At 63.2% G+C, this 25,372-nt stretch carries 24 protein-coding genes; 18 read left to right on the top strand and 6 right to left on the bottom strand.

The features are described from left to right. Positions 1 to 33: 33 nt before the first annotated feature. From NKI10_RS06425 to NKI10_RS06405, 5 genes are all read right to left on the bottom strand, one after another. Positions 34 to 540, bottom strand: a complete 507-nt coding sequence (locus NKI10_RS06425; protein WP_352859441.1) for a GNAT family N-acetyltransferase — start codon at positions 538 to 540, stop codon at positions 34 to 36. Then, complete coding sequence (locus NKI10_RS06420; RefSeq protein ID WP_502897533.1) at positions 540 to 1,310, bottom strand: copper homeostasis protein CutC; 771 nt, start codon at positions 1,308 to 1,310, stop codon at positions 540 to 542. Before NKI10_RS06420 ends, NKI10_RS06425 begins: the two co-directional genes overlap by 1 nt. Before the next feature lie 108 nt (positions 1,311 to 1,418). Then, entirely contained in the window at positions 1,419 to 1,853 is a 435-nt protein-coding gene (locus tag NKI10_RS06415; protein ID WP_352859194.1) for a cupin domain-containing protein, read from the bottom strand. Between the two features lie 77 nt (positions 1,854 to 1,930). Next, complete coding sequence (locus NKI10_RS06410) at positions 1,931 to 2,317, bottom strand: hypothetical protein (RefSeq protein ID WP_352499604.1); 387 nt, start codon at positions 2,315 to 2,317, stop codon at positions 1,931 to 1,933. A gap of 64 nt (positions 2,318 to 2,381) precedes the next feature. Continuing rightward, positions 2,382 to 2,978, bottom strand: a complete 597-nt coding sequence (locus NKI10_RS06405; protein WP_352859192.1) for an alpha-ketoglutarate-dependent dioxygenase AlkB — start codon at positions 2,976 to 2,978, stop codon at positions 2,382 to 2,384. A 151-nt stretch (positions 2,979 to 3,129) separates the two neighbouring features. Between NKI10_RS06405 and NKI10_RS06400 the strand changes: the two genes are divergently transcribed. From NKI10_RS06400 to apnL, 8 genes are all read left to right on the top strand, one after another. After that, entirely contained in the window at positions 3,130 to 3,357 is a 228-nt protein-coding gene (locus NKI10_RS06400) for a KTSC domain-containing protein (protein WP_023681706.1), read from the top strand. Between the two features lie 217 nt (positions 3,358 to 3,574). Next, the gene (locus NKI10_RS06395; protein ID WP_023681705.1) at positions 3,575 to 4,402 is read left to right on the top strand and encodes a phosphogluconate dehydrogenase C-terminal domain-containing protein; all 828 of its coding nucleotides are present in this window, start codon (positions 3,575 to 3,577) and stop codon (positions 4,400 to 4,402) included. 329 nt (positions 4,403 to 4,731) lie between these two features. After that, complete coding sequence (locus NKI10_RS06390) at positions 4,732 to 5,673, top strand: D-ribose ABC transporter substrate-binding protein (protein WP_023691074.1); 942 nt, start codon at positions 4,732 to 4,734, stop codon at positions 5,671 to 5,673. Between the two features lie 91 nt (positions 5,674 to 5,764). Next, on the top strand, positions 5,765 to 6,409 hold the full coding sequence (locus tag NKI10_RS06385) for a DUF2291 family protein (protein ID WP_352511743.1): 645 nt from the start codon (positions 5,765 to 5,767) through the stop codon (positions 6,407 to 6,409). After that, the gene (locus tag NKI10_RS06380) at positions 6,406 to 7,953 is read left to right on the top strand and encodes a sugar ABC transporter ATP-binding protein (protein WP_023730742.1); all 1,548 of its coding nucleotides are present in this window, start codon (positions 6,406 to 6,408) and stop codon (positions 7,951 to 7,953) included. Before NKI10_RS06385 ends, NKI10_RS06380 begins: the two co-directional genes overlap by 4 nt. Next, entirely contained in the window at positions 7,950 to 9,014 is a 1,065-nt protein-coding gene (locus NKI10_RS06375; protein ID WP_352859188.1) for an ABC transporter permease, read from the top strand. The genes NKI10_RS06380 and NKI10_RS06375 overlap by 4 nt, the downstream gene beginning before the upstream one ends. Before the next feature lie 2 nt (positions 9,015 to 9,016). After that, positions 9,017 to 10,051: a Gfo/Idh/MocA family protein gene (locus NKI10_RS06370; protein ID WP_023681700.1), complete on the top strand. Its 1,035-nt coding sequence runs from the start codon at positions 9,017 to 9,019 to the stop codon at positions 10,049 to 10,051. Then, positions 10,048 to 11,886 carry a D-apionate lactonase gene (gene apnL, locus NKI10_RS06365; protein ID WP_352859186.1) on the top strand — a complete coding sequence of 613 codons (1,839 nt, stop codon included), beginning with the start codon at positions 10,048 to 10,050 and terminating at the stop codon, positions 11,884 to 11,886. The genes NKI10_RS06370 and apnL overlap by 4 nt, the downstream gene beginning before the upstream one ends. A 1-nt stretch (position 11,887) precedes the next feature. On the opposite strand, the gene NKI10_RS06360 is transcribed toward apnL, so the two are convergent. Continuing rightward, positions 11,888 to 12,601: a transcriptional regulator NanR gene (locus NKI10_RS06360; RefSeq protein WP_023697639.1), complete on the bottom strand. Its 714-nt coding sequence runs from the start codon at positions 12,599 to 12,601 to the stop codon at positions 11,888 to 11,890. A 187-nt stretch (positions 12,602 to 12,788) separates the two neighbouring features. On the opposite strand from NKI10_RS06360, the gene oiaX reads away from it, so the two are divergent. The 10 genes from oiaX (at position 12,789) to NKI10_RS06310 (ending at position 25,311) form a co-directional block, all read left to right on the top strand. Next, complete coding sequence (oiaX, locus tag NKI10_RS06355; protein ID WP_352859184.1) at positions 12,789 to 14,039, top strand: 3-oxo-isoapionate-4-phosphate decarboxylase OiaX; 1,251 nt, start codon at positions 12,789 to 12,791, stop codon at positions 14,037 to 14,039. A 4-nt stretch (positions 14,040 to 14,043) separates the two neighbouring features. Beyond that, a complete protein-coding gene (locus NKI10_RS06350) occupies positions 14,044 to 15,378 on the top strand; it encodes a four-carbon acid sugar kinase family protein (protein WP_352625941.1) in 1,335 nt (444 codons plus the stop codon). 234 nt (positions 15,379 to 15,612) lie between these two features. Beyond that, on the top strand, positions 15,613 to 17,136 hold the full coding sequence (locus NKI10_RS06345) for an FGGY-family carbohydrate kinase (RefSeq protein WP_352859182.1): 1,524 nt from the start codon (positions 15,613 to 15,615) through the stop codon (positions 17,134 to 17,136). Further along, a complete protein-coding gene (locus NKI10_RS06340; protein WP_352769424.1) occupies positions 17,133 to 17,909 on the top strand; it encodes a DeoR/GlpR family DNA-binding transcription regulator in 777 nt (258 codons plus the stop codon). Before NKI10_RS06345 ends, NKI10_RS06340 begins: the two co-directional genes overlap by 4 nt. 50 nt (positions 17,910 to 17,959) lie before the next feature. Next, entirely contained in the window at positions 17,960 to 19,618 is a 1,659-nt protein-coding gene (locus tag NKI10_RS06335; RefSeq protein WP_352859440.1) for a glycerol-3-phosphate dehydrogenase/oxidase, read from the top strand. A gap of 324 nt (positions 19,619 to 19,942) precedes the next feature. Continuing rightward, positions 19,943 to 20,956, top strand: coding sequence for a sugar-binding transcriptional regulator (locus tag NKI10_RS06330; RefSeq protein WP_352769421.1), 1,014 nt, complete (start codon positions 19,943 to 19,945; stop codon positions 20,954 to 20,956). A gap of 33 nt (positions 20,957 to 20,989) precedes the next feature. Continuing rightward, positions 20,990 to 21,637 (top strand): DUF2291 family protein, encoded by a 648-nt coding sequence (locus tag NKI10_RS06325; RefSeq protein ID WP_502897532.1) that lies wholly within the window; start codon positions 20,990 to 20,992, stop codon positions 21,635 to 21,637. After that, on the top strand, positions 21,634 to 23,172 hold the full coding sequence (locus tag NKI10_RS06320; RefSeq protein WP_352769418.1) for a sugar ABC transporter ATP-binding protein: 1,539 nt from the start codon (positions 21,634 to 21,636) through the stop codon (positions 23,170 to 23,172). The genes NKI10_RS06325 and NKI10_RS06320 overlap by 4 nt, the downstream gene beginning before the upstream one ends. A 25-nt stretch (positions 23,173 to 23,197) precedes the next feature. After that, positions 23,198 to 24,331: an ABC transporter permease gene (locus tag NKI10_RS06315; protein ID WP_352511733.1), complete on the top strand. Its 1,134-nt coding sequence runs from the start codon at positions 23,198 to 23,200 to the stop codon at positions 24,329 to 24,331. Positions 24,332 to 24,369: 38 nt separating this feature from the next. Beyond that, positions 24,370 to 25,311 carry a D-ribose ABC transporter substrate-binding protein gene (locus tag NKI10_RS06310; protein WP_081725422.1) on the top strand — a complete coding sequence of 314 codons (942 nt, stop codon included), beginning with the start codon at positions 24,370 to 24,372 and terminating at the stop codon, positions 25,309 to 25,311. Positions 25,312 to 25,372: the final 61 nt, after the last annotated feature.

Below are 25,372 nucleotides of genomic sequence, written 5' to 3'. Positions count from 1 at the left end.
GGCCACCAAGGGCCTGTGGCGCCCAGCGATGTGTCAGCCCGCGATCTGCCTGAGGTAGTAGCGCACGGTCTTCTGGCCGCCATGGATCGCCTCTTCGCCGACCTCGCCGAAGCCAAGCGCCGCATGGAAGGCGTCCGAAGCCGGATTGGGCGGTTCGACATTGACCTCGCAGGTGACGATGCTGTGGCCCGCGCGGGCGACTTCCCCGAACAGATCCTCGTAGAGCCGGCGGGCATGGCCGCGGCCGCGTGCTTGCGCCGCGACGACGACACGGTCGACATAGACGAAACGTGGATAGCGCTCGCGGAACCAGAGGAAATTCGGGCTGTCGTAGGCCGCATTTTGGTCGAAGGTCATGATGAAGGCTTCGAGCGCGCCGATGCGCCTGACGTAAAACGCTTCGCCAAGCAGGAAAGACAGCCGTTCGGGCTGGAGCCATGACAGTTCGGCGGCGTGCTCATTGTTGAGTGCGAGGATGGCCGCTTCGTCCTGAGGCGAGACACGGCTGATCGGCGACGGCCCAGTCACGGCTTCGCTCATCATGCTCTGGCCGCCGCAATCGTCGCGGCAACCAGCGCCCCATCGGTGACTGTGGTGCGGTATTCGCGGTCCAGATCGCCGCCGCCCATGCCGACTTGCGGGTTGCGGTAGGCCATGGCGCTCGGTACGTCCTTGAGCGCGGCGAAATGCAGTTCCGTCAGCCCGGTTGATGCCAGCACCCCGGCGATGTTTTCGGGGTCCAGCGCGCCGCAGCCGAGGATGATGATGCGGCCGTCGGCCTGGCGGACGAGATCCGCCAACAGGCCGGCGCCTTCCACCGCGGTGTCCCTCTGGCCGCTGGTCAGCACGCGGCCGACCTTGCAGCGGATCAGCGCTTCCAGCGCCTCGGCCGGGTCGCGCGTCATGTCGAAGGCGCGGTGGCAGGTGACGGCGAGCGGACCGGCGGCATGGACCAGTGCGCCCATGCGGGTTTCATCGATGGTGCCGTCGGCATTGAGGCAACCGACGACGACACCGGCGACGCCGAGGTCACGAAGCGCTGTGACATCGGCGAGCATCGAGCTGTATTCGGCCTCGCTGTAGAGGAAATCGCCGCCGCGCGGGCGCACGATGACATGGAAGGGAATGGTCGCGCTCTCGAGTGCGGCGCGCACCGTGCCGAGGCTGGGCGTGATGCCGCCTTCGACCAGGCTGGCGCAGAGCTCGACCCGGTCGGCGCCGGCGGCCTGCGCGGCCAGCAGTCCATCGATGCCTTCGACGCAGATTTCGATCAGGGGGCGAGCATTTCCGGCCAAGGGGCGATCCTTCATGATTGCATGATGGCCAGCCCTAGCATCGGCTCGGTTGGTGGGGAAGCCGGAACAGCCAGTCGCTGCTTGGGCCAGCCCGGCAACCCGGCCTAGTCCGTAGCGAGAGATCTATTGTTTCTGCAGCACCGTGTTCTTGGCGCCTTGTTCGATCTGGTCGATGACCAGCAGCTTGACCGGGCCGTCGCCGATGTTGGTGGCCTGGTGCCATTGGCCGATCATCTCGATGATGAAATCGCCCGTCTTGTAGGTGTTGCTGTTGCCGGTGTCGACATTCGTCACTTTGAGTGTCCCGGCCTCGACATAGGCGTAGCGGGCAAACGGGTGCTTGTGCACCGGCAGAGTGGCGCCGATCGCGATGTCGTAGCTCGAAACCAGGACCTGGACATTTTTCTGCGGCAGCACGATCGGCTGACCGGACGCCGTCTGGCTGCGATCGGCAAGCGGTGTGACGACAACCGGCGGGATGGTACTGTCCAGCGCCCGAGCGGGGTTTGCAGATAGCGCTGCCGCGAACAGCAGCATCGATGCCAGGATCTTTCGCATGGTTCCTCCAGGTTTTACCGCCACCGCGCGGCGCGACGCCAAAGTTCTAACTCTCGTCAGTTACTGGAGACACAACGTCATCCGCCGGTGCCGTCGTCCATCATCGTATTCGTGAGCGCTTCATAGATGTTGCTGCATACCTGAGACCGCGGACAGTGTTTTACGATGAATGCCGGCACGACAGTCAGTGCGGCGGCGATCAGGATTTGCAGGAAGAGAGGAGCAGGCTCGAAGCGTTTGCCAAGCAAGGCTCGGCAAGCGAAGTAGAGACTTTGAGCCAGGCATGCCCAGACAAGGACATGCAACAGCGTGCTCGTTGCTCGGGCATAGGGCGTTATGTATCCGTCGGGAAAGCCGACCATGCCGAGGTCGACGAGCCACTGCAGAGCCAGAACGCAGGACAGGCATGCCCACAGAAAGAGCGCCACGCGGATGGCCGGGATTTTGCTGCGATCAACGCTCATATGCAATCGAAGCACAACTGCGTGCTGCCTTCCAGAGCGGCTGCTGCGTGGCTTGGAGTATCGCCTATTTCAGAGTGCGCAGCGTGATCGAATAGCGGTGCCCGGCGACCGGCGGAATGCTGTGCTCCCACTCGTGGCGCGCCGGACCGTCCATGAGATAGAGGGACCTCGGTTCGACCTCGATCGTCTCGCGATCCCATTTCGAGCCTTTTTTGCGGCGCAGCCGAAAGCTGCAGGGCGCCAGCAGCGAGACGCCGGCGACGAGATCGAAATGCGGCTTGTCGCGATGCCAACCTATGCCCGCGCCCGGCCGATACTCGTTGATGAGCACTTGCGCGAATTCCGTGGCCTGCCTGCCGGCAAAATCCGCGACCTTGTCGCGAAGCGGCAGCAGGAATTTCGGGATGGGCGGCGCTTCGACGACCTGTCGCCGGTCATAGTCGTAGCGCCAGCCGAAGCCGGCGACCAGCCGGTTGGCAATATGGCCATCGAAATCGAACGGCTTGAAGGACAGTTCATTGAGGTGACGGACCAGTTCCGCCTCTTCGTCCGTTGTGATCAGGCTAGGCCGGTAAGAAAATCCTTCCGGCAGCGTGTCGGCCGCGCCGAAGAGATCGCCCTGGCTGGCATACGCTGTTGTACTGGATTTCGTCTGTGACATCTGACGGAGAGATAGGAAGCCTCGCGGCCCGGGCAAGATTTTCGGCGTTGTGGTGCGCCTCCCTGACGGAACCTCCGCATCGTTGCGGCATTACGCATGTTCGAAGCAGGATTTGGGGCGAAAGATTTGGGGACGAAGCAGGATTTTCGACATGCCGTCCACTGCCATTCGCAACACCCACTACGACCCGTCGACGAAAATCCTCTCGGTCTGGTTCGTCCCGAGCGGAGCCCGCTACGACTATGAAGAGGTCGAGCCCGAGACCTATGCGGCGTTCCGCGCCGCCTTCTCGAAAGGGCAATTTTTCAACGAGTTCATACGCGATCGCTACCGGTTTCACCTGGTTGAAGAAGGACGCCGGCGCGTGACTGGATCCTGAAGGCGCTACGAGAACTCGCGGCGCAGGGATAGTTTTCGGGCTGGGAAGGAAGACCAGGGACCCAGGCAGGCCCGCCACGTGCGAGCGGAATGCCAAACAGACGACCGCATGGCCGCATCAAAGCCCTGTTCAACTCCTCAATCCGTGGTAAGGTGATTATACCAGTCAATAACATGACGATCGGCGCGGCCGTCGTTTAAAGCGGGAGTAGGGATAGATGACGACGATTGCGCTGCTCGGTGCCGGCGGCAAAATGGGCTACCGACTGTCGACCAATTTTCGCGGATCGCCCTACACGGTACGCCATGTCGAGGTCAGCGAGGCCGGCCGCGAGCGGCTGAAGACCGGACTGGGCTTCGACGCGGTCAGTGCCGATGCGGCGCTCGACGGGGCGGATATCGTCATCCTGGCCGTTCCCGACACGCATATCGGCAAGGTGGCGGCTGATATCGAGAGCAAACTGGCGCCAGGCACAATGGTGATAGTGCTCGATGCGGCCGCACCCTTCGCCGGCCATCTGCCCAACCGGCCGGACCTGACCTATTTCGTCACCCATCCCTGTCATCCGCCGATCTTCAACGACGAGACCGACATGGCGGCCAAGAAGGATTATTTTGGCGGCGTCAAGGCCAAGCAGCATATGGTCAGCGCGCTGATGCAGGGGCCGGAAGCGGACTACGCCAAGGGCGAGGCGGTCGCAAAAATCATCTGGGCGCCGGTCATGCGCTCGCACCGTGTCACCGTCGAACAGATGGCGCTGCTGGAGCCCGGTCTATCGGAGACGGTGTGCGCGTCACTGCTTGTCGTCATGAAGGAAGCCGTCGACGAGGTCGTCGCGCGAGGCGTCGACCAACAGGCGGCGCTCGACTTCCTGCTCGGCCACATGAACGTGCTCGGCGCCGTGATTTTCGGCGAGACCAAGGGCGTATTCTCGGATGCCTGCAACAAGGCGATCGAATTCGGCAAGCCGGTGCTGATGCGCGACGACTGGAAGCGGGTGTTCGAACCGGAAGAGATCGCCGCGAGCATTCGGCGCATTACCTGAGGAAGGCCGAGTCGGGCGCTTGCCGGAGTGCCTCGGTGGCTCGACACACCCGCCATGACACCCAACTGTTTTTGCTCAGTGGGCACATGTCACCTCGATTAGTGATTGACTCATCATACCAGTTGGCTTAGCTGTTGATGGCTTGGGCAAGGGTTCGCGGGAAGTACGAAGCCTGGACGAGTGGAGGGACGGCGGGGGCGCAACGATCCGTCAGGTGGGAAGCCGGCAACGGCATTTCAGCCCGAACCGATCAGCGGCCCGCGCTGCGCGACGAATTCGAATGCAGGGGCCTTGATTGATCAAGGCAATTTTTCAAACGGGAGGACATCATGAAACTCACACGCAGAATGACACTTGCGGCGTTCGCCGGCATGCTGGCGCTTGGCACGGCGGCGCCCGCCTATGCGGCCGACCTCATTGCCATCATCACGCCCTCGCATGACAATCCGTTCTTCAAGGCGGAAGCCGTCGGCGCCGAAGCCAAGGCCAAGGAACTCGGCTACGAAGCGCTTGTGCTCGTCCATGACGACGACGCCAACAAGCAATCCGAATTGATCGATACGGCGATCGGTCGCGGCGCCAAGGCGATCATCCTCGACAATGCCGGCGCCGACGCCACCGTCGCTGCCGTGCAGAAGGCCAAGGACGCAGGCGTGCCGTCGTTCCTGATCGATCGCGAGATCAACGCCACCGGCGTCGCCGTGGCTCAGATCGTCTCCAACAACTACCAGGGCGCCCAGCTCGGCGCGCAGGAGTTCGTCAAGCTGATGGGCGAGAAGGGCAATTTCGTCGAGCTGGTCGGCAAGGAATCCGATACCAATGCCGGCATTCGCTCGAAGGGCTATCATGACGTCATCGACGATTATCCGGACCTGAAGATGGTCGCCCAGCAATCGGCCAACTGGAGCCAGACGGAAGCCTATTCCAAGATGGAATCGATCCTGCAGGCCAACCCGGATATCAAGGGCGTCATCTCCGGCAACGACACGATGGCCATGGGCGCGTATGCGGCGCTGGTTGCGGCGAACCGCAAGGACGTCATCGTCGTCGGTTTCGACGGATCCAACGACGTACGCGATTCGATCACCGCGGGCGGCATCAAGGCAACCGTCCTGCAGCCGGCCTATGCGCAGGCGCAGATGGCGGTCGAGCAGGCCAACGACTTCATCAAGAACAAGAAGTCGCCGGCCAAGGAAAAGCAGCTGATGGACTGCGTTCTGGTCAATGGTGACAATGCTGCCAAGCTGGAAACGTTTGCGCTGACCAACTGAGCCGGCGTGACATGAACAGCGAGGGGCGACCCAAGGGTCGTCCCTCGTCGGCATTTTCCGTGGGTATTGATCACATGCTCAACAAGCCATCATGCTGAACAACAAGCCGACCTGGCCGATCCTTGCCGTGATACTCGGCATCAGCTTGACCGCCTGCAAGATCCTCCCGACCCCTTCGGGGGGCAGCGGCAATGCCGCCGTCTTCAATCCGGACAAGATGGTCGAGGAGATCTGGGCCGCGAAGGTCGTGCCTTACCTCCAGCAGAAGGCCGGGCCGTTTGCCGAGGTCCACGCTCTGGCGAAAACCGATCCTGCTTCCGCTGGCGCCAAATATGGCAATCCGAACAAGCAGGCGAATTCGCCATGGACCTTCGCGGTTCGCGTCGAGGGCAAGATCATCGCAGCCAACACGGCGTCACGCGCGGCAACGATGGATATCGATGTCGACGGCGACGGCAAGGCCGATGCGCGTGTGCAAATCGGACCGGCGATGCGGGGAACCGCGCTGCGCGACAGTCTCGATTTCATCCAGTTCAACGATTTTACCAACCAGATCGACTTCGCCCAGTTCGGCAAGGCGTTCAACGCCTATGCCGTCAAGGCCGTGCTTGCCAAACTGCCGCGTGACGCGCTGGAAGGCCGGACCGCCAAGGTCCTCGGCGCCTATACGCTCGAAAACGGCCAGGACCTGCCGCTGGTGACGCCGGCGGAGGCAGAGATCGGGCCGAAGCCATGAGCGCTGCGGTTGCTCACGATGTCGTCTTGAAGCTGGAGGACGTCTCCAAGGTCTATTCCGGCACCGTCGCGGTCAAGCGCGCGAATTTCGAGGTGCGCAAGGGCGCCGTCAATGTGCTGGTCGGCGAAAACGGCGCCGGCAAATCGACGCTGATGAAGATTATCGCCGGCGTCGAACAGCCGACGCTCGGCCGGATCCTCCTGGAAGGGGAGGAGGTCTCCTTCTCGTCATCGGGCGACGCGGTGAACCGCGGCATCGGCATGGTGTTCCAAGAGCTGAACCTGTTCGGCAATATGACCGTCGCCGAGAACATCTTCGCCACGCGCGAGATCACCAACCGGTTTCGCAAGATCGACCGCAAGGAGCAGGAGCGCCGTGCGGCCCAATTTCTCGAACGCCTGCAGGCCGGGATAAGGCCCGACATGCTGGTCGAGGATCTGCGCATCGGCCAGCAGCAGCTGGTCGAGATCGCCAAGGCGGTTTCGCTCGATGCACGCATCCTGATCATGGACGAGCCGACCTCGGCGCTGAGTGCGGCGGAAGTCGAGATCCTGTTCAAGGTGATCGCCGACCTCAAGGCGCGCGGCGTGGCCATCGTCTACATCTCGCACCGGCTGGAAGAACTGATCCGCATCGGCGACTACATCACCGTGCTGCGCGATGGACACATCACCGGCCAGGAAGAGATGAAAAACGTCGACACGCGGTGGATCGTGCGGCAGATGATCGGCTCCGACGCCAAGGATTTCGCCAAGGCCGACGGCCATGTTCCCGGCGAAGAGATATTCCGCGCCGAGGACATCTGCCTGCCGCGGGCTACCGGGGGGCTGGCGGTCGATCACGTCTCGCTGTCGCTGCGCGCCGGCGAGATACTCGGCATATACGGCCTGATGGGCGCCGGGCGAAGCGAGCTGTTCGACTGCATCATGGGCCGCCATGGCCAGGCGACCGGCGCGATCTTCATCGCCGGCAAGAAGGTCAAGGAGCGGGACACGACGCGGCGCATCCGGCGCGGGCTGGCGCTGATCCCCGAAGACCGCCAACGCGAAGGGCTGGTGTCGATCCTCTCCGTCGCCAGCAATCTGACGCTGGCCAGCCTGTCGCGCTTTGTCCGCCTGTTCCACATCAGTGGCGGCCAGGAGAAGCAGGCGGTGACGCAGATGGTGCGGGAACTGGCGATCAAGGTTGCCGACCCGGCGCAGGAGGTCTCGTCGCTGTCGGGCGGCAACCAGCAAAAGGTGGTGATCGGCAAGGCGCTGCTCACCGGGCCGAAGGTGCTGCTGATGGACGAGCCGAGCCGCGGCATCGATGTCGGCGCCAAGGCCGACGTCTTCCGCACCATGCGCAAACTGTCGCGCGATGGGCTCGGTATTCTGTTCGCCACCTCCGATCTCGATGAGGTGATGGCGCTGTCCGACCGGATCGCGGTGATGAGCAATGGAAAACTGACCGGCATGTTCGATCGCGCCGAGGCGACGGAGGCAGCCCTTGTCGCCGCCTCGGCACTTGGCCACGGACCGGCCCCGCACACGGAGAACCCATGACTGACATCCCGGCCAAGGCGGCTGTCTCCTCCGTTTCGAGCGGCTCGCTGCTGCTGACGCTGATGAAGGCGAGGACCTTCATCGCGCTGATCGCCGTCTTGATCTTCTTCTCGATCGCGGCGCCGAATTTCCTGTCGACCGCCAACCTGATCCTGATGTCGAAACATGTGGCGCTGAACGCCTTCCTCGCCATGGGCATGACCTTCGTCATCATCACCGGCGGCATCGACCTGTCGGTCGGCTCGATCGTCGGCCTGTGCGGCATGGTCGCCGGCTACCTCGTGCTGAACGGCATCGACCTGCAATTCGGCTACACTATCTATTTCAACGTCGTCGAGATCGCGCTGATCACGCTGGCGGTCGGCATATTGATCGGCGCCGTCAACGGATTGCTGATCACCAGGCTGAACGTCGCGCCGTTCATCGCCACGCTCGGCGTGCTCTATGTCGCGCGCGGCCTGGCGTTGCTGTCGTCGGACGGCCGCACCTTCCCCAACCTGGTCGGCAAGCCGGAGCTTGGCACCACCGGGTTTGGTTTCCTCGGCGCCGGGCGGCTGCTCGGCCTGCCGGTGGCGATCTGGATCCTGATCGTCGTTGCGCTGGTTGCGGCATATCTCGCCAAATACACGCCGCTCGGCCGCCACATCTTCGCCGTCGGCGGCAATGAACGGGCGTCGCGAATTTCGGGCGTTCGTGTCAACATGGTGAAAATGTTCGTCTACATGTTCTCCGGCTTCTGCGCGGCGATCGTCGGCCTGATCATCTCGTCGGAACTGATGGCCTCGCACCCGGCAACGGGCGAAAGTTTCGAGCTCAACGCCATCGCGGCGGCAGTGCTCGGCGGCACCTCGATGTCGGGTGGGCGCGGCACGATCGGCGGCACCATTGTCGGCGCCTTCGTCATCGGCATTCTTTCGGACGGGTTGGTGATGATGGGCGTGAGTTCCTTCTGGCAGATGGTGATCAAGGGCCTTGTCATAATCGTCGCCGTCGTCGTCGACCAAGCGCAGCGCCGGCTGCAGAGCCGGGTGACGCTGATGCAGATGGCAAAGGCAGGCTGAGCATGGCGGAGTTGCGGGGAGGGCTCATCGGCTGCGGCTTCTTTGCCATCAACCAGATGCATGCCTGGCGCGACATTGAAGGCGCCGCGATGGTCGCCATTTGCGACCGCGACCCGGAGCGGCTGCGCATCATCGGCGACCAGTTCGGCATTGCGAAGCGCTACACCGACGCGGCAGAGATGTTTGCAAGCGAAAGCCTCGACTTCGTCGATATCGCCACTACCGTTCCCAGCCATCGTCCGCTGGTCGAGATGGCGGCGCTGCACCGTGTGCCGGTGATTTGCCAAAAGCCGTTCGCGCCGACGCTTGCCGACGCCAAGGCGATGGTGAGGGCCTGCGTGGAAGCCGGCGTACCGCTGATGGTGCATGAGAATTTTCGCTGGCAGTCGGCGATCCAGGCGGTGCGTGCCGTGCTCGACAGCGGCGAGATCGGCACGCCGTTCTTCGGGCGCATCTCCTTCCGCTCTGCCTATGACGTGTTTTCCGGCCAGCCCTATCTCGCCAAGGGAAAGCGCTTCATCATCGAGGACCTCGGTATCCACAGTCTCGACATCGCCCGTTTTCTACTGGGCGACGTGTCGACGATCACGACGCGAACCGCGCGCATCAACCCCGGCATCGCGGGCGAAGATGTCGCGACGATGCTGATGGACCACAAGAGCGGGGCGACGTCAGTGGTCGACTGTAGCTACGCGACGAAGCTCGCCACCGAACCGTTTCCCGAAACGCTGATCGAGATCGACGGCAGCGACGGCACGATCCGCTTGGCGCAGGGATATCGGCTCACCGTCACCGGCAGGAGCGGCACGAAGATCACCGACGTTTCGCCGCCCGTACTCGCCTGGGCATCGCGCCCATGGCACAACATCCAGGAGAGCGTCGTCGCCATCCAGCAGCACTGGGTCGACTGCCTGGCAAAGGGAACCGAGCCGGCGACCTCGGGCGCCGACAATCTCAAGACATTCGCGCTGGTCGAGGCGGCCTATCTGGGCGCCGCGAGCCACGAACCTGTCCACCTGGATGGCTTGCTGACATGACAGCCGACGCCTTCCTCCTATACGGCACACGCGTGGTCGAGGTCGAGCCGGTTAGGCTGAGTGCGGGCTTGCTCAGCGCCGACTTTGTCAACGGCAGCCTGCGCACCATCCGTTACGGCGGCATCGAAGTGCTGCGCGCCATCGCCTACATCGTGCGCGACCGCGACTGGGGCACCTATGAACCGGCGCTGACGGACCTTGCCGTCGATCAGGACGCCGACAGCTTCTCCGTCAGCTACTCCGCAACTTGCTTAGCACCGGGCGGAAGCCGGCTCGACTTTCGCGCTACGATCAAGGGCTCCGCCAACGGTCACCTAGTGTTCGACGTCAGCGCGGTCCCTGAAAGCGATTTCGAGACCAATCGCTGCGGTTTTTGCGTCCTGCATCCGATCGCCGGCCTCGCCGGCAGCCCGGTCACGGTCGAGCATACCGACGGCAGCGTGGTGGCGACGAAACTGCCGCTGTTGATCGATCCCTGGCAGCCTTTCAAGGATTTGCGCGCGATCACCCATGAGGTCCGGCCGGGCATCACTGCCGAATGCCGGATGGAGGGCGACACTTTCGAGATGGAGGACCAGCGTAACTGGTCGGACGCGTCCTACAAGACCTATGTGCGGCCACTGGCGCTGCCTTGGCCCTATGTGCTGCCGGCCGGCCAAACTGTAAGCCAGACGGTCAGCCTGCGCATCACCGGCGAGGGGGGAATGCCGGCCGCAGCATCTGCCGCCGAACCGGTCAGCGTCGAACTCGGCGAGACCGGGCAGAGGCTGCCGGATCTCGGCGTGATCATCTACCCGGATGAGGTCGAAGCAGCGCTCGCAAATCTTTCGACATTGACCGAGCTCGGCCCGCAGCAACTTGTCTTCCACTACGATCCGACGCGCGGCCACGGTCTCGAAGCATTGCAGTCTTATGCAAGGCTCACCGCCGCCTATCCGGTGCAGACGACGCTGGAATGCGTCGTTGCCTGCGCGGGCGACCTCGATGCCGAGCTGTCAGGCGTTGCCGACTTGGTGCGTCAAGCCGGGTTGAAGCTTTCGGCCATTGCCGTCTCGCCTTCGGTTGACCGGCAGTCGACACCGCCGGGCAGTGCGTGGCCGGACTGTCCGCCGCTCGAAGACGTCTATGACGCGGCGCGGCGCGCCTTTCCCGATATCCGGCTTGGTGGCGGCATGTTCAGCTATTTCACCGAGCTCAACCGCAAGCGCGTGCCGGGGGGCCTGCTCGATTTCGTCACCCACTGCACGTGTCCGATCGTGCACGCCGCCGACGATCTCAGCGTCATGCAGTCACTGGAGGCGCTGCCCTTCATCACCGCGTCGGCGCGGGCGATCTTCGGGGAAAAGCCTTACCGCATCGGTCCGTCGACGATCGCCATGCGCCAGAACCCCTATGGCGGCGCGACCAAGGGCAATCCCGGGGGACAGCGCATCGCCATGGCCGATCGCGACCCTCGCCATGCCGGCCTCTTCGCAGCCGCATGGGCGATCGGCTATGCAGCGCGCGTCGCGCCGGCCGGGCTGGAACTGCTCACGCTGTCCGGCTTCGCCGGGCCCTTCGGCGTGCTCGCAGCATCCGGTGAACCCGTCGCGGAAGGATCGCCTCGGCCGATCTTCGATGCCATCAAGGGGCTTTGCGAACTGGCCGGCCTTACGCATGTGGCGGCAAGGACGAGCGATGAGACCAAGGTGCTGGCATTGGCCGGCCGCCCCGCTTCGGGCAAGACCATCGTGTGGCTGGCGAACCTGACAGCGAACGACGTGACGGTCGACATCTCAGCGTTTGGCCGAGGCCAACTGGTGATGACCCCTTACGCGATCACGCGGATCGGCTGAATCAGTTGCCGGAGTTCATCACATAAAGCGCGCGCGAGCGCTCGAGATGCTTGATCATCGCCTTCTCGGCGCCGTCGGCATCCTTCTTCTCGATGCGGCCGATGATCTCTTCATGCTCGGTCAGCGTGAACTGTTCCTTGCCGGTCCAGATCAGCATTTCGGTGTGATATTCCTTCAGCCAACCGAGCATCGCTTCGCTCACGGCGACATAGATCGGGTTGCCGGAGATCGCCGCGATCTGGGTATGAAACTTCATGTCGGCGGAGATAAAGGCCTCGGAATCGCCGCGAAAACCGCGCTGTTCGGCAATTGTGGCGCGTAGCCGCTGAACGTCCTCGGCGGTGGCGTTTTCGGCGGCTTCCCTGACCATGCCGCGCTCGAAGAAGATGCGCGCGGTTTTCAGGTGTTCCAGCGTGTCCTTCGAGGACGACAGGATGATCTTGGCGGCGCCGTCGACCTGCTTGATGATCGACTTCGCGGTCAGTTGCAGCACCTTGGCGCGTTCCCCATGCGAGATCGCGACGAGGCCCATATTGCTCAGCGCCTGCATCGCCTCGCGGATCGCGGGACGGCCGACCTCGAAGCGCTCCATCAACTCGCGCTCCGACGGCATGTCGTCGCCCGGCGTCAATTCTCCGCTGGTGATCAGGCGCTTCAGCCGCAAAAACACTTCGTCGGAAAGTTTGCGCCGGACGATCGGCTCCGAACGGTTCATCGTCGCGAATCACTCCCTTGACCTGTCTCTATCTAGCATTGCCACAGCCATTCCCGGAATGGCCGTCGCCCCCATCGGCCATAGCCGCAAGACAGGATATCACTTGCAAAGCTTATGTACTCATTATACCAGATTTCGACGATCAAGGAACTCTTTTCGAACCCCCTGCGGCCTCAGACAACGAACCATGATCACGCTCACCTACCGCATCGAGACATCAGGCAGCATCGAGACGCTGGCAGCCAAGATCGCCAGCGACCAGTCGACTGGAACCTTCGTCGCGCTGCCCGGCGAGACCGAGGAACTGAAAGCCCGGGTGGCCGCGCGTGTCCTGACCATTCGGCATTTGCCTGAGGCTGACAGGCCATCGCTTCCCGAGGCCGGTGACGTGCCGTTCAAGCGCGCGGATGTCGACATCGCCTTTCCGTTCGATGCCATCGGCACCGACCTGTCGGCGCTGATGACGATCGCCATCGGCGGTGCCTATTCGATCAAAGGGCTATCCGGCATTCGCGTTGTCGACATGAAGCTGCCGGAGCAATTCCGCGGCGCGCATCCAGGTCCGCAATTCGGCGTCGCAGGCAGCCGCAGGCTAACAGGTGTCGCGGACCGACCGATTATCGGCACGATCGTCAAGCCGGCGCTGGGGCTTCGGCCACACGAGACCGCCGCAATGGTGGGGGAGCTGATCGCCGCCGGTGTCGATTTCATCAAGGACGATGAGAAGCTGATGAGCCCAGCCTATTCGCCGCTGGCGGAGCGGGTAAAGGCAATCATGCCGCTGATCCTCGACCACGAGCAGAGGACCGGCAAGAAGGTGATGTATGCCTTCGGCATCTCGCATGCCGACCCGGACGAGATGATGCGCAATCACGATCTGGTGGCCAAGGCCGGCGGAAATTGCGCGGTGGTCAACATCAACTCGATTGGCTTCGGCGGCATGCTTTTCCTGAGGAAACGCTCCAGCCTGGTGCTGCATGCCCACCGCAACGGCTGGGACATTCTTACCCGCCATCCCGGACTCGGCATGGACTTCAAGGTCTGGCAGCAATTCTGGCGGCTGCTCGGCGTCGACCAGTTCCAGATCAACGGCATCCAATCGAAATACTGGGAGCCGGACGCGTCTTTCGTCGAGTCCTTCAAGGCGGTGACGACGCCGATTTTTGCGCCTGAGGATTGCGCCTTGCCTGTGGCGGGCTCCGGCCAATGGGGCGGGCAAGCGCCCGAGACCTATGAACGGACCGGCCGGACGGTCGATCTGCTCTATCTGTGCGGCGGCGGCATCGTCAGCCATCCGGATGGACCGGGCGCCGGGGTGCGTGCCGTGCAGCAAGCCTGGCAGGCGGCGGTCGACGGCATTCCGCTGGCGGAGTTCGCCTTGAGCCATCCCGAACTGGCGCGGTCGATCGAAAAGTTCGGCGACGGCAAAGCGGCCTGAAGCGATGCAAGATCTGCTTCTCAGCTATTATGGCGATGACCTCACCGGTTCGACCGACGTCATGGAAGCGCTCGAACTCGGCGGCGTGCCGACCGTGCTGTTCATGCGCCAGCCGGACGCGGCCATGCTTGCGCAGTTCGCACATTGCCGAGCCGTTGGCCTGGCCGGCACCAGCCGCAGCGAGACGCCACAATGGATGGACACGCATCTGAGCGATGCCTTCGCTTGGCTGAAGACGCTGAATGCCGCGATCTGTCACTACAAGGTCTGCTCGACCTTCGATTCCAGTCCGACGATCGGCAGCATCGGTCGCGCCATCGAGATCGGCCGCTCGGTTTTCGCTCAGGACAGCGTGCCGCTGCTGGTTGGGGCGCCGCAGCTCAAGCGTTACACCGCCTTTGGACATTTGTTCGCGGCCTATCGTGAAAAGTATTTCCGCATCGACCGCCATCCGGTGATGAGCCGCCACCCGACGACGCCGATGGATGAATCCGACCTGCTGATCCATCTGTCGCGGCAGACGGAGCTCACATCGGGGCTGGTCGATCTCGCGACGTTGCAGTCGGTGTCGCGCTCGGAAGCCTTCGACCGCTTGCTCGCTGAGGGCACCGACATCGTACTTGTCGATGTCGACAGCCTCGAGACGCAGGCGCTTGCCGGCAAGGAGATATGGCGCGCTCGCAAGCCGGGCGGTTCGTTCGTCGTCGGTTCGTCCGGAATCGAATATGCGTTGCTGGCCGAATGGGTGTCGAATGGGACGGTCAGAGCTGAACCAAAATTTTCACCGCCGGGTGCTGCCGACCGGATCGCGGTCGTCTCGGGCAGTTGTTCGCCGACGACCGAACGACAGATCCGGCACGCTTTGACCGACGGCTTCGATGGCATCGAGGTCGATCCCGTCGAACTGATCTCCGCAGCTTCCGGAGATGCGATCGCACGCGCGACGGCAGCCGGTCGCGCCAGTCTGGAAGCCGGGCGCAGCGTCGTTCTCTACACGGCCCTTGGACCCGCGGCCGATAGGGGGGGCGAAATCGACCGCCAGGAAGGCGCCCGCCACAAGCTCGGGCGGGGCCTCGGCGAACTGCTTCGCGCGCTGACCATCGAGCAGAAGTTGCAGCGCGTGGTCGTTGCCGGCGGCGATACGTCGAGCCACGCGCTCGGCCAGATGGGCGTCGATGCGCTGACCGTGCGGATGCCGTTGCCGGCGTCGCCGGGCTCGCCGCTTTGCGTCGCTCACTCGCGTATTGAGGCGATCGATGGGCTGGAGGTGGCGCTCAAGGGCGGGCAGGTTGGAACCGACCGCTATTTCAGCGCCATCCGCGACGGCCTTAGCAGCTGACAACGCGTCGCTCCGGCAACCGCGAGATCCATCCGTGGCTCCCTGGCGCCGAAGCCTTTTTGTCGCGTATGTTGACGTTAAATTCACATAAAGATATGAGTTCTTTGTTGCGGCGAGGTGCTTTTGCCGTTTGTCCCCCTTGCTCAATCGGGGTTGTCGCCATGTGTTTCGCCCTTGCATCAGACTGCAGGATCGCCCTGTAGCAATCGCCAGTTGCTGAAAGAGGCGGTGATCATGCCCAGCCTGCTCGGAATCGATAACGGCCTCACGGTCACCAAGGCGGTCATCTTCGATGCCGACGGCACGCAATTGTCCGTGGCGCGTCGCCGGGTGCCGCAATCGATGCCCCACGCGCGCTGGGTGGAGCGCGACATGTCAGGCCTGTGGCAAGCAACCGCCGACGCCATCAAGGAGGCGATCGCGCTCTCCGGCAGGCCGGCGGAAGACATCAAGGCGGTGGCGGCGACCGCGCATGGCGATGGTCTCTATCTGCTCGATCATGATCGTCAGCCTTTGGGACCAGGCATCCTGTCGCTCGACAGCCGCGCCGGCGACATTGTCGACAGGTGGTTCGCCGGTACCGTTTTCACCGATGCGCTGGCGACGACAGGCCAGACGCCGCATGTTTCGGCGCCGTCGGCGCTGCTGGCATGGCTCAAGCAGAGCGATCCTGATCGCTATGGCCGCATCGGCCATGTGCTGGCCTGCAAGGACTGGCTGCGCTTTTGCCTGAGCGGCACGATCGGGACCGACCGCACGGAGGCCAGCACCTCATTCACGGATTTTCGCACGCAAGCCTATGCGCCTGAAGCGCTGCGCATCTTCGGGTTGGAGGATCTGTTCGACGCGCTGCCGCCGGTGGCGCATTCGGCTGACATCGCCGGTCAAGTCACCGCCGATGCCGCCGAAAAGACCGGCCTTCCCAAGGGAACACCGGTCGCCTGCGGCCTGCACGACGTGGCCGCCTCGGCGCTTGGCATGGGCGGCCATGAGGAGGGCGTGCTCGCCATCGTCGCCGGCACCTATTCCATCAACGAAGTCGTCTCTTCGCAACCGCGCGTCGACCGACGTTGGTTCTGCCGCAACGCCATCGATGCGGGCCGTTGGAACAACATGTCGATCTCGCCGGCCTCGACCGCGAACTACGACTGGTTTCTCGACACCTTCTGTCGCTTGGAGCAGAACAGGACGGATGGCGGTTCCATCCACGAATTGCTGGCGGGAGAGATCGACGCGGCGTTGAAGAAGCCTTCGACCATCCTGTTTCATCCCTATCTGTTCGGCTCGCCCTATGGCGACATCGCCAGCGGCAGCTTTATCGGCCTGCATGGCTGGCACAATCGCGGCGACATGCTGAAGGCGGTTCTGGAAGGCATCGCCTTCAATCACCGCACCCATGTCGAGGCCTTGCGCGACGGCTTTGCGGTCAGCGAGATCCGCCTGACCGGTGGCGGCTCGCGTAATCCTGCCTTCGTGCAGATGTTTGCCGACGTGCTGAACGCCCCGGTCACCGTCACCTCGACGGATGAGACCGCGGCCTTCGGTGCCGCGCTTTGCGCGGGTGCCGCGGTCGGCTTGTTCAAGACGCCGCAAGAGGGGGCAAGGCAGGTTGGGATGACGGAGCGGACGTATCAACCGGTGCCCGCCTCCAGTGCTGTGTTCAATGAGCGGTTTTCGCTCTACTGCCGCATAGCCGAGCAGCTGAAGTCGCATTGGCCGGACATCGAAAGGCTGGCGCGGCCAAGGGGAGACGCATGATCAAGGCCGACGAACGACGCGAAGAGATCGCCGATTATGTGATCAAGCTGGGCCAGGTGCGCATCGACGATCTGGTCGAGCATTTCGGCGTATCGCGCATGACCATCCACCGGCACATCGACCGGCTGGCGCAGCAGGGCGTGCTGCGCAAGCTGCATGGTGCCGTGACGGTTCAGCCGTCCGGTCTCTATGAGAGCGCCTTCCGCTACCGGGTGACGGTCAACCGAGCCGAGAAGGATGCGCTGGCGCGGGCAGCACTGGATTATATCGAGGCCGGCCAGGTGGTGATGCTGGACGATTCATCGACGGCAAACGCGGTTGCGACGCTGCTGCTCGACGTCAAGCCGCTGACGGTTGTCACCAACAGCGTGTCGACGGCTGCGTTGCTGATCAATGTCGACGACCTCGACTTCATCTGTCTCGGCGGCCAGTATCACGGCACCTACAATGCCTATATCGGCATCGTCTGCGAGAACGCCGTGGCGCAATTGCGCGCCAATGTGCTGATCTGTTCGGCTTCGGCCGTCACCGGAACCACGGCTTTCATCCAGGATCCGAATGTCGTGCGGGTCAAGCAGGCGATGATGACCGCCTCCGTGAAGCGCATCCTTTTGGTCGACCACGCAAAATTCGACCGGATCGCGCTGCATGTCTTCGACGATTTGACCAGTTTCGACGCCGTGCTGGTGACCGAGGGCCTCGGCGATGCGCAGGCGCAGAGCCTCGAGCGGGCCGGCGTGAAACTGCGCATCGTCAAGACGAAAGCGCCATGAGCCGAACAGACGGAGCAGGGGCGGACAATCGCGCCGGACGTCTCGCAGCTATGGCTGCGACCGGCGAGGTCGACGTCGTCATTCTTGGCGCCGGCATCAACGGGGCAGGGTTGTTTCGCGATCTGTGCGCGCAAGGTGTCAACTGCCTGATCGTCGACAAGGCGGATTTCGGCTCGGGCACCAGTGCCGCGCCGTCGCGGCTCATCCACGGCGGCCTGAAATATCTCGAGACCGGCGAGTTCGGGCTGGTGGCGCAGTCGACGCTCGAACGCAATCTGCTTCTGCAAAACGCGCCGCACTATGTCAGCCCGCTGCCGACCGTCATCCCGATCTTCTCGTGGGGCAAGGGCATGCTGGCGGCGTTGCGGACTCTGTTCGGCTCGACCAGCGCGCCGCGCAGCCGCGGCGCCATACTGATCAAGATCGGGCTGATGATCTACGACTTCTATGGTTCGCGAAACCAGGTCATGCCGCGCCACCGCATGGTCGCGCGGCGGCAGGCGCTTGGCGAGATGCCGGCGCTCAATCCGGCGATCGTCGCCACCGGGACCTACTACGACGCCAAGATAAGTCACCCGGAAAGGCTGGTGCTGGAACTGATCCTCGACGGCTTGCAGGCTCACGCGGCGTCTGCCGGTGCCAACTACACGACACTGGCGGCTTCAGCCAATGGCGTGCTCACCTTCCAGCCGGAAAACGGCGCGGCCTTTTCGGTGCGGCCGAAGCTGGTGGTGAACGCCGGCGGTCCGTGGATCGACGACGTCAATGCGTTGCTTGGTGCTCCATCGAAGATGATCGGCGGCACCAAGGGCTCGCATATCCTGTTAAAGCATGACGAACTGGTCAAAAGCCTAAATGGGCGCATGCTCTATTTCGAGGCCGATGACGGCCGCATCTGCCTGGTCTACGACTATCTCGGCCTGGCGCTGGTCGGTTCGACCGACATCAAAGCCGACAATCCCGACGCGGTGCGCTGCGAACCCGAAGAAGTCGACTATCTGCTCGACAGCGTGGGAACGCTTTTGCCGGGCATGGCGTTCGAGCACGACCAGATCGTCTACGCCTATAGCGGCATCCGGCCGCTGCCGACGTCTGAAGCAGCGACGCCCGGACTGATCAGCCGCGATCATTCGGCGCCCGTTGCCGAGCCGGACGGCAACAGGCCCTTTGCAGTCATTTCGCTGGTCGGCGGCAAATGGACGACGTTCCGCGGCTTTGCCGAGGAAGTCACTGATACCGTACTCAAGCGCTTGCAGCGCAGCCGCAAGATGTCGACTCAGTCGATGCCGATCGGCGGTGGGCGGGATTTTCCGGCCAATGCCGCCGCGCGCGCGGACTGGCTGGCTGAGGCACAGCAGGCAACGGGCGCCGGGGAAGGGCGCCTTGATCAATTGCTGTCGCGCTACGGGACCAGAGCCGTTGAGATCGCCAGGCACGGGTCGGATGATGAGGGTTGCCTGCCGGACTCCGGCGGCTACGGCAAGGCGGAAATCGACTACATCGCGCGCAACGAGTTCGTCGAACATCTGGCCGATGTCGTCATGCGCCGCAGCACGATGGCGATAGGCGGCTCGCTGACGAGCCGCGACCTGCAGGAGATTGCCGCGATCGCCGGGCGGGCGTTGGGGTGGAGCACCGAGCGCCTCACGCGGGAGGTCGAAGCCGCTGTTGTCGAGCTCGAGGGCAGGAACCTGATGCGGCTGGACTGATCGCTTGATCGCCGACGCCTAGCTTTTCCTGAGGCAATCCGATCGATTTGCCCTTGTTCCGCCGTGTGCATCAACCTTCCCATTTTGCACCCGGATTGGGATTTGCCGGCGCCTACGGGCTCATGCCGTCACTGGATCGGTAACACAAATTGACGTTAAGTTAACAGTACCGTATGGTCATATTATATGCTTACCTTCTAATAGGCTCGCGTTGGCTGCCGAACGTCGGCTGAGGCAACCATCTGCGGAGGGATTGACAGCGGTGCAAAGGTATGAAAATTTTTGCACACAAAGATAATATTATCACCCTGGGGAGGGGATGGCTTGAATTCCGGCGGAAGCGCAAACCGCGATCATGAATCCAGCCTCGCCACGCGCGCGGCCTGGCTGCACTATGCCGGTGGTCTGACCCAGGCCCAGGTGGCCAAGCGGCTTGGCCTGACCAGCCTCAAGGCGCATAGGCTGATCACCAAGGCCAACCAGGAAGGTCTGGTCAGGGTCTTCATCGACGGCGACGTCGCCGAATGCGTCGACCTGGAACAGCGCCTGATCGCCGCCTATGGGCTCCACTATTGCGAGGTGGTTCCCGATCTCGATCAGGACGACCTGCCGCTGAAGGGGCTGGGCATTGCAGGCGCCCAGTTCCTGAAGCGCGAAATCGATCGCGGCGAAGACATGCTGATCGGCGTCGGCCATGGCCGCACGCTTGCCGCCAGCGTCGAATATCTGACGCGGGCAACTGCTGCTCACATCCGTTTCGTCTCGCTGCTTGGCGGCGTGACGCGCAAATTCGCCGCCAACCCGCACGACGTCATGCATCGCCTGGCAGAGCGGACAGGCGCGCAGGCCTTTGTCATGCCGGTGCCTTTTGTCGCCAATACCGCCGAGGACCGTGAAGTGCTGCTTGGCCAACGCGGCATCAGCGATGTGTTCGCTCTCGCCAGCCGGTCCGACCTGATGTTCGTCGGAATAGGCACGGCCGAGCGGGAGGCGTCGCTGGTCGCCACCGGCATGATCGAGCCTTCCGAAATCGATGAGGTCAAGCGGGACGGCGGCGTCGGTGAATTGCTGGCGCATTTCTTCGACGACAAGGGGCGTCCGGTCGAAACGGCCCTGTCGGAAAGAATACTGGCGCTTCCGCGCGATCAGTTGAAGGGCCGCAGGATCGTTGCCGTTGCCGGCGGCAAGGTGAAGGTGCGCGCCATCAAGGCAGTACTCGAAAGCCGTTATCTCAGCGGCCTGATCACCGACGAATGCACGGCCCGCGCCCTGGTCGAGCTCGACGATGCAGCCGGGGCCGCGAAGCGCCGCGTGAACGGAGGAACTTCGAATGCGTGACAACGGACAATCCGCACCGCTGGTGGTTGCATCATGAGCGCGAAGGCCACCGCCCGGCAAGCTTCGCCCGGCCTGCGCCGGGTGCTTGCCGGCGCCGCGGCTCTGGTTCTGCTCGGCGCCATGGCGCTCGACACCAAGGTGATCAAGATCGGCTCTGCCGGCGATGTTCGCAACGCCGTGTTTTCGGCAGCCGACTACGGCAAATCTGAATTCCCCAAGGTGCAAGCCGATGTCGAAGCGCGTGCCGCCGACGCCGCGACGGTGGCGACGGCGATCGCCAAGGACAGGGCGACGGCCGAAAAGGAATATGGCGTGCCGGCGGGTGTCGGACCGGTCATCTCGGTCAAGTTCACCGGCGTCGTCGGCGAGGGAAAATCGGGCATCTACAAGGTCGCCGTCGGCGGTTTGCCCGACACTTTGACGGTCCGCGTGCAGACTGGGCCGGCGATCAACGGAACCGAGCTTCGCGACGCCACCGGCAAGATCACCTTTGGTCAGTTCACCAACCAGATCGAGTATCAGGACGCCGGCTCGGCGCTGAACAACGAGATGAAGAAGGAGGTGCTGGCGAAAGTCGATACCAGTGCCTTGAGCGGCAAGACAATAGCGGTGGTCGGCGTCTTCAAGCTGGTCAATCCGAAGAGCTGGCTGGTCACACCGGTGAGGCTGGACGTCAAATGACAATGGCTGCCGGCACAGAACCCGCGACTGGCGATGCCGTGCTTTCGGCGCGCAATGTCGTCATGTCGTATGGCGGCGTCCACGCGCTCAAGGGCGTCAACTTCGACATCCATCGCGGCAAGGTCACCACCCTGTTCGGAGAGAATGGCGCCGGCAAATCGACGCTGATGAAGATCCTGTCCGGCGTGGTGACGCCGACATCCGGCGACATCGTGCTCGACGGCAATCTCGTCAGCTTTGCCTCGTCTTCGGACGCGCGCGATCGCGGCATTTCGATCATCCACCAGGAGCTCAGCCTGGCGCCGAATCTGAGCGTTCGCGACAACATCTTCATGGGCCGCGAACTGCGCACCAGAACCGGCCTCGACTTCGCCGAGGAGGCGCGCCAGGCGCGGGCGCTGATGGCCGACCTCGAAGAGGACATTGATCCGATGACCCTGGTCGAGGACCTGCGCCTGGGGCAGCAGCAGATCGTCGAGATCGCACGCGCGCTGTCAGTCGATTCCCGCATCCTGATCATGGACGAGCCGACCTCCGCGCTGAGCGCCACGGAGGTCGAAGTGCTGTTCAAGGTGATCCGCGATCTGACCAGCCGCGGCGTCTCCATCGTCTACATCTCGCATCACCTCGAAGAGGCGCTGCAGATCACCGACTACGCCGTCGTGCTGCGTGACGGGGCGATCACGGCGACGGCCGAGGCCAAGGACATCGACCTCGAATGGATCGTCCGCAACATGGTGGGCGAGAATTTCGATCTCGGCTCGCCGCCGACCGGCCACGAGTTCGGCGCGGTGGCGCTGTCGATCGAGGATGTCAGCGTCACCGACGCTTCGGGTTCAGGCTACGTCGTCGATCATCTGTCGCTGGATGTCAAAGCGGGCGAGATCGTCTGCATCTATGGGCTGATGGGCGCGGGCCGCACGGAATTGCTGGAGGCCGTCGCCGGCCGTGTGCCCATGGCGGGCGGGCGGGCGCTGCTGGAGGGTGAGGACGTTTCGGGGCTGACCATTGCCCAGCGCATCGCCCGAGGTCTGGTTCTGGTCCCCGAGGATCGCCAGCGCGATGGCCTGGTTCAGACCATGACCGTCGGCCGCAATCTGTCGCTTGCCAGTATCGAGGCATTCGCCAAGGGGCTCTTCCTCTCCCGGCCGAGGGAGCGCGCACTGATCGACAATTCGATCCGCAAGGTGACCATCAAGACCGCGGGCGGCAATGCCATGATCGGATCGCTGTCGGGCGGCAACCAGCAGAAGGTCGTCATCGGCAAGATGCTGACGACAGATCCCAAGGTCATCCTTCTCGACGAGCCGAGCCGCGGCATCGATGTCGGCGCCAAGGCCGAAGTCTTTCGCTTGCTCAGCGAGCGCGCCGCGCAAGGCCTGGCGGTCGTCTTCTCGACCTCGGAGGTCAATGAGTGCCTCAGCATCGCCCACCGCATCGTCGTGATGCGGCGCGGCAAGATTTCAGCCGAATTCGGCGCCAACGCCACCAAAGAGCAGATCATGGCCGCCTCCGGCGAAGCCGTGGTCGCCTGACCATAGAATTTCGGAGCCCCGACCCATGAGCGATGTCAGCCAGGCCAGCAAACAGTCCAGCCCCAATGCGGGCGGCGAGGGCTTCGACGTGGCCAAGCTGCTGCTCGAAGGCCGGGCCTTCTTTGCCCTGATCGTCATCATCGTCGTCTTCTCGATCCTGTCGCCCTACTACCTTTCGGTGGCGAATTTCCTGACCATGGCCTCGCATGTCGCCATTTTCGGGATTCTCGCCGTCGGCATGCTGCTCGTCATCCTCAATGGCGGCATCGATCTGTCGGTGGGGTCGACGCTCGGGCTTGCCGGCGTCGTCGCTGGGTTTCTGATGCAGGGCGTGACGCTGACCTGGCTGGGCGTCGTTCTCTACCCGCCGGTCTGGGTGGTCGCGGTGCTGGCCTGCATGCTGGGTGCGGCCGTCGGTCTTATCAACGGCGTGCTGATCGCGCGGTTCAAGGTTCCGGCCTTCGTCGCCACGCTCGGCGTCATGTACATGGCGCGCGGCCTGGCGCTGCTGATGACCAGCGGCCTGACCTACAACAATCTCGGCGGCAAGCCGGAGTTGGGCAACACCGGTTTCGACGCGCTCGGCTTTAACCGTCTGTTCGGCGTGCCGACCGGCGTGGTGGTGCTGGCGGTCATCGCGCTGATCGGCAGCATCGTCCTGAACCGCACCGCGTTCGGGCGCTGGCTCTACGCCTCGGGCGGCAATGAGCGCGCCGCCGAACTGTCCGGCGTTCCGGTCAAGACCGTGCAGATTTCGGTCTATGTGCTTTCAGGCATCTGTGCCGCCATTGCCGGCCTGATCCTGTCCTCGCAGTTGACCTCGGCCGGGCCGACCGCGGGCACCACCTACGAATTGACGGCCATCGCCGCCGTCGTTATCGGCGGCGCCGCACTGACTGGCGGCCGCGGCAATATTCGTGGCACTCTGCTCGGGGCCTTCGTCATCGGCTTCCTGTCCGACGGTCTGGTGATCATCGGCATCTCATCCTACTGGCAGACAGTGTTCACCGGCGCCGTCATCGTGCTCGCCGTGCTCCTCAATGCCGTTCAGTATCGCCGCCGTAGCAAGCTTCCAGCTTCGCCGGGCGGCCAACCGACTTCTCAGAAACGGGGGAAGGCCGAACCGGCCAATCCTGCCCAAGGGAAGACTGCCAGCTGACTGGCAGCAAGACCGCGTAAATCATTGGAGGAATGTACATGAAAATCGTGCTTAGAAGTTTGCTTGCCGCCGCGATGGTGGTCGGGTTTAGCGCAGCCGCATCGGCCGCAGGCCTGATCTCGATCATCGTCAACGATCCGGCCAACCCCTACTGGCTGACCGAAGGCAACGTCGCCAAGGCCGAAGCCGAAAAGCTTGGCTATACGGCGAATGTCGCTGCCCATAAGGGGGATACCAATACGGAAAGCAATCTGATCGATACCGCCATCACCAACAAGTCGGTGGCGATCATCCTCGACCCGGCCAATGCCGATGGTTCGGTCGGCGCGGTGAAGAAGGCGATTGCCGCCAACATCCCGGTTTTCCTCGTCAATGCCGAGATCAACCAGGAAGGCCTTGCCAAGGGACAGCTCGTCTCCAACAACGCGCAGGGTGCAGCCCTCGGCGCCCAGCAGTGGGTGCAGGCGGTCGGTGAAAAGGGCAAATATGTCGAACTGCTCGGCGCCCCGTCGGACAACAACGCGGCCACGCGCTCGAACGGCTACGCGACCGTGCTGAGCCAGTATCCGGATCTCGAAAAGGCTGCTTCGCAGGTCGCCAACTGGGATCGCACCCAGGGCCACGACAAGATGCAGAGCATGTTGCAGGCCAATCCCGACATCATCGCCGTGATCAGCGGCAACGATGAAATGGCGCTTGGTGCGGTTGCGGCACTGAAGGAAGCCGGCAAGCTCGCCGGCATCAAGGTCGGCGGCTTCGACGGCTCCCCGGATGCGGTTGCGGCGATCAAGTCCGGCGAACTGCAGTACACCGTGCTTCAGCCGGTGGCCATCTTCTCGGCGAAGGCTGTGCAGCAGGCCGACTCGTTCATCAAGTCGGGCGCTACCGGCGCCACCAGCGAGAAGCAGCTGTTCGATTGCCTTCTCATCACCAAGGACAATGTGGACAAGTACACCGCACCCTTCGTGCTGTCGGAGTAAAACCTGCTCAGGGGGTGTCCTTCGCGGACACTCCCTGGCTCTTCCATGGGTTCGAGACAAC

The organism is Mesorhizobium sp. M0802 (genome assembly GCF_040320115.1).
Taxonomy (GTDB): domain Bacteria; phylum Pseudomonadota; class Alphaproteobacteria; order Rhizobiales; family Rhizobiaceae; genus Mesorhizobium.
This window is presented reverse-complemented; position numbering and strand designations above follow the sequence as displayed.

Coding starts and splice junctions, on each gene's coding strand:
- NKI10_RS06340 (WP_352769424.1), top strand. CDS start 17,133: ATGATCAAGGCCGACGAACGACGCGAAGAGATCGCCGATTATGTGATC.
- oiaX (WP_352859184.1), top strand. CDS start 12,789: ATGATCACGCTCACCTACCGCATCGAGACATCAGGCAGCATCGAGACG.
- NKI10_RS06405 (WP_352859192.1), bottom strand. CDS start 2,978: ATGTCACAGACGAAATCCAGTACAACAGCGTATGCCAGCCAGGGCGAT.
- NKI10_RS06375 (WP_352859188.1), top strand. CDS start 7,950: ATGACTGACATCCCGGCCAAGGCGGCTGTCTCCTCCGTTTCGAGCGGC.
- NKI10_RS06320 (WP_352769418.1), top strand. CDS start 21,634: ATGACAATGGCTGCCGGCACAGAACCCGCGACTGGCGATGCCGTGCTT.
- NKI10_RS06390 (WP_023691074.1), top strand. CDS start 4,732: ATGAAACTCACACGCAGAATGACACTTGCGGCGTTCGCCGGCATGCTG.
- apnL (WP_352859186.1), top strand. CDS start 10,048: ATGACAGCCGACGCCTTCCTCCTATACGGCACACGCGTGGTCGAGGTC.
- NKI10_RS06370 (WP_023681700.1), top strand. CDS start 9,017: ATGGCGGAGTTGCGGGGAGGGCTCATCGGCTGCGGCTTCTTTGCCATC.
- NKI10_RS06385 (WP_352511743.1), top strand. CDS start 5,765: ATGCTGAACAACAAGCCGACCTGGCCGATCCTTGCCGTGATACTCGGC.
- NKI10_RS06395 (WP_023681705.1), top strand. CDS start 3,575: ATGACGACGATTGCGCTGCTCGGTGCCGGCGGCAAAATGGGCTACCGA.
- NKI10_RS06310 (WP_081725422.1), top strand. CDS start 24,370: ATGAAAATCGTGCTTAGAAGTTTGCTTGCCGCCGCGATGGTGGTCGGG.
- NKI10_RS06410 (WP_352499604.1), bottom strand. CDS start 2,317: ATGAGCGTTGATCGCAGCAAAATCCCGGCCATCCGCGTGGCGCTCTTT.
- NKI10_RS06335 (WP_352859440.1), top strand. CDS start 17,960: ATGGCTGCGACCGGCGAGGTCGACGTCGTCATTCTTGGCGCCGGCATC.
- NKI10_RS06315 (WP_352511733.1), top strand. CDS start 23,198: ATGAGCGATGTCAGCCAGGCCAGCAAACAGTCCAGCCCCAATGCGGGC.
- NKI10_RS06380 (WP_023730742.1), top strand. CDS start 6,406: ATGAGCGCTGCGGTTGCTCACGATGTCGTCTTGAAGCTGGAGGACGTC.
- NKI10_RS06400 (WP_023681706.1), top strand. CDS start 3,130: ATGCCGTCCACTGCCATTCGCAACACCCACTACGACCCGTCGACGAAA.
- NKI10_RS06415 (WP_352859194.1), bottom strand. CDS start 1,853: ATGCGAAAGATCCTGGCATCGATGCTGCTGTTCGCGGCAGCGCTATCT.
- NKI10_RS06420 (WP_502897533.1), bottom strand. CDS start 1,310: ATGAAGGATCGCCCCTTGGCCGGAAATGCTCGCCCCCTGATCGAAATC.
- NKI10_RS06325 (WP_502897532.1), top strand. CDS start 20,990: ATGAGCGCGAAGGCCACCGCCCGGCAAGCTTCGCCCGGCCTGCGCCGG.
- NKI10_RS06360 (WP_023697639.1), bottom strand. CDS start 12,601: ATGAACCGTTCGGAGCCGATCGTCCGGCGCAAACTTTCCGACGAAGTG.
- NKI10_RS06425 (WP_352859441.1), bottom strand. CDS start 540: ATGAGCGAAGCCGTGACTGGGCCGTCGCCGATCAGCCGTGTCTCGCCT.
- NKI10_RS06350 (WP_352625941.1), top strand. CDS start 14,044: ATGCAAGATCTGCTTCTCAGCTATTATGGCGATGACCTCACCGGTTCG.
- NKI10_RS06345 (WP_352859182.1), top strand. CDS start 15,613: ATGCCCAGCCTGCTCGGAATCGATAACGGCCTCACGGTCACCAAGGCG.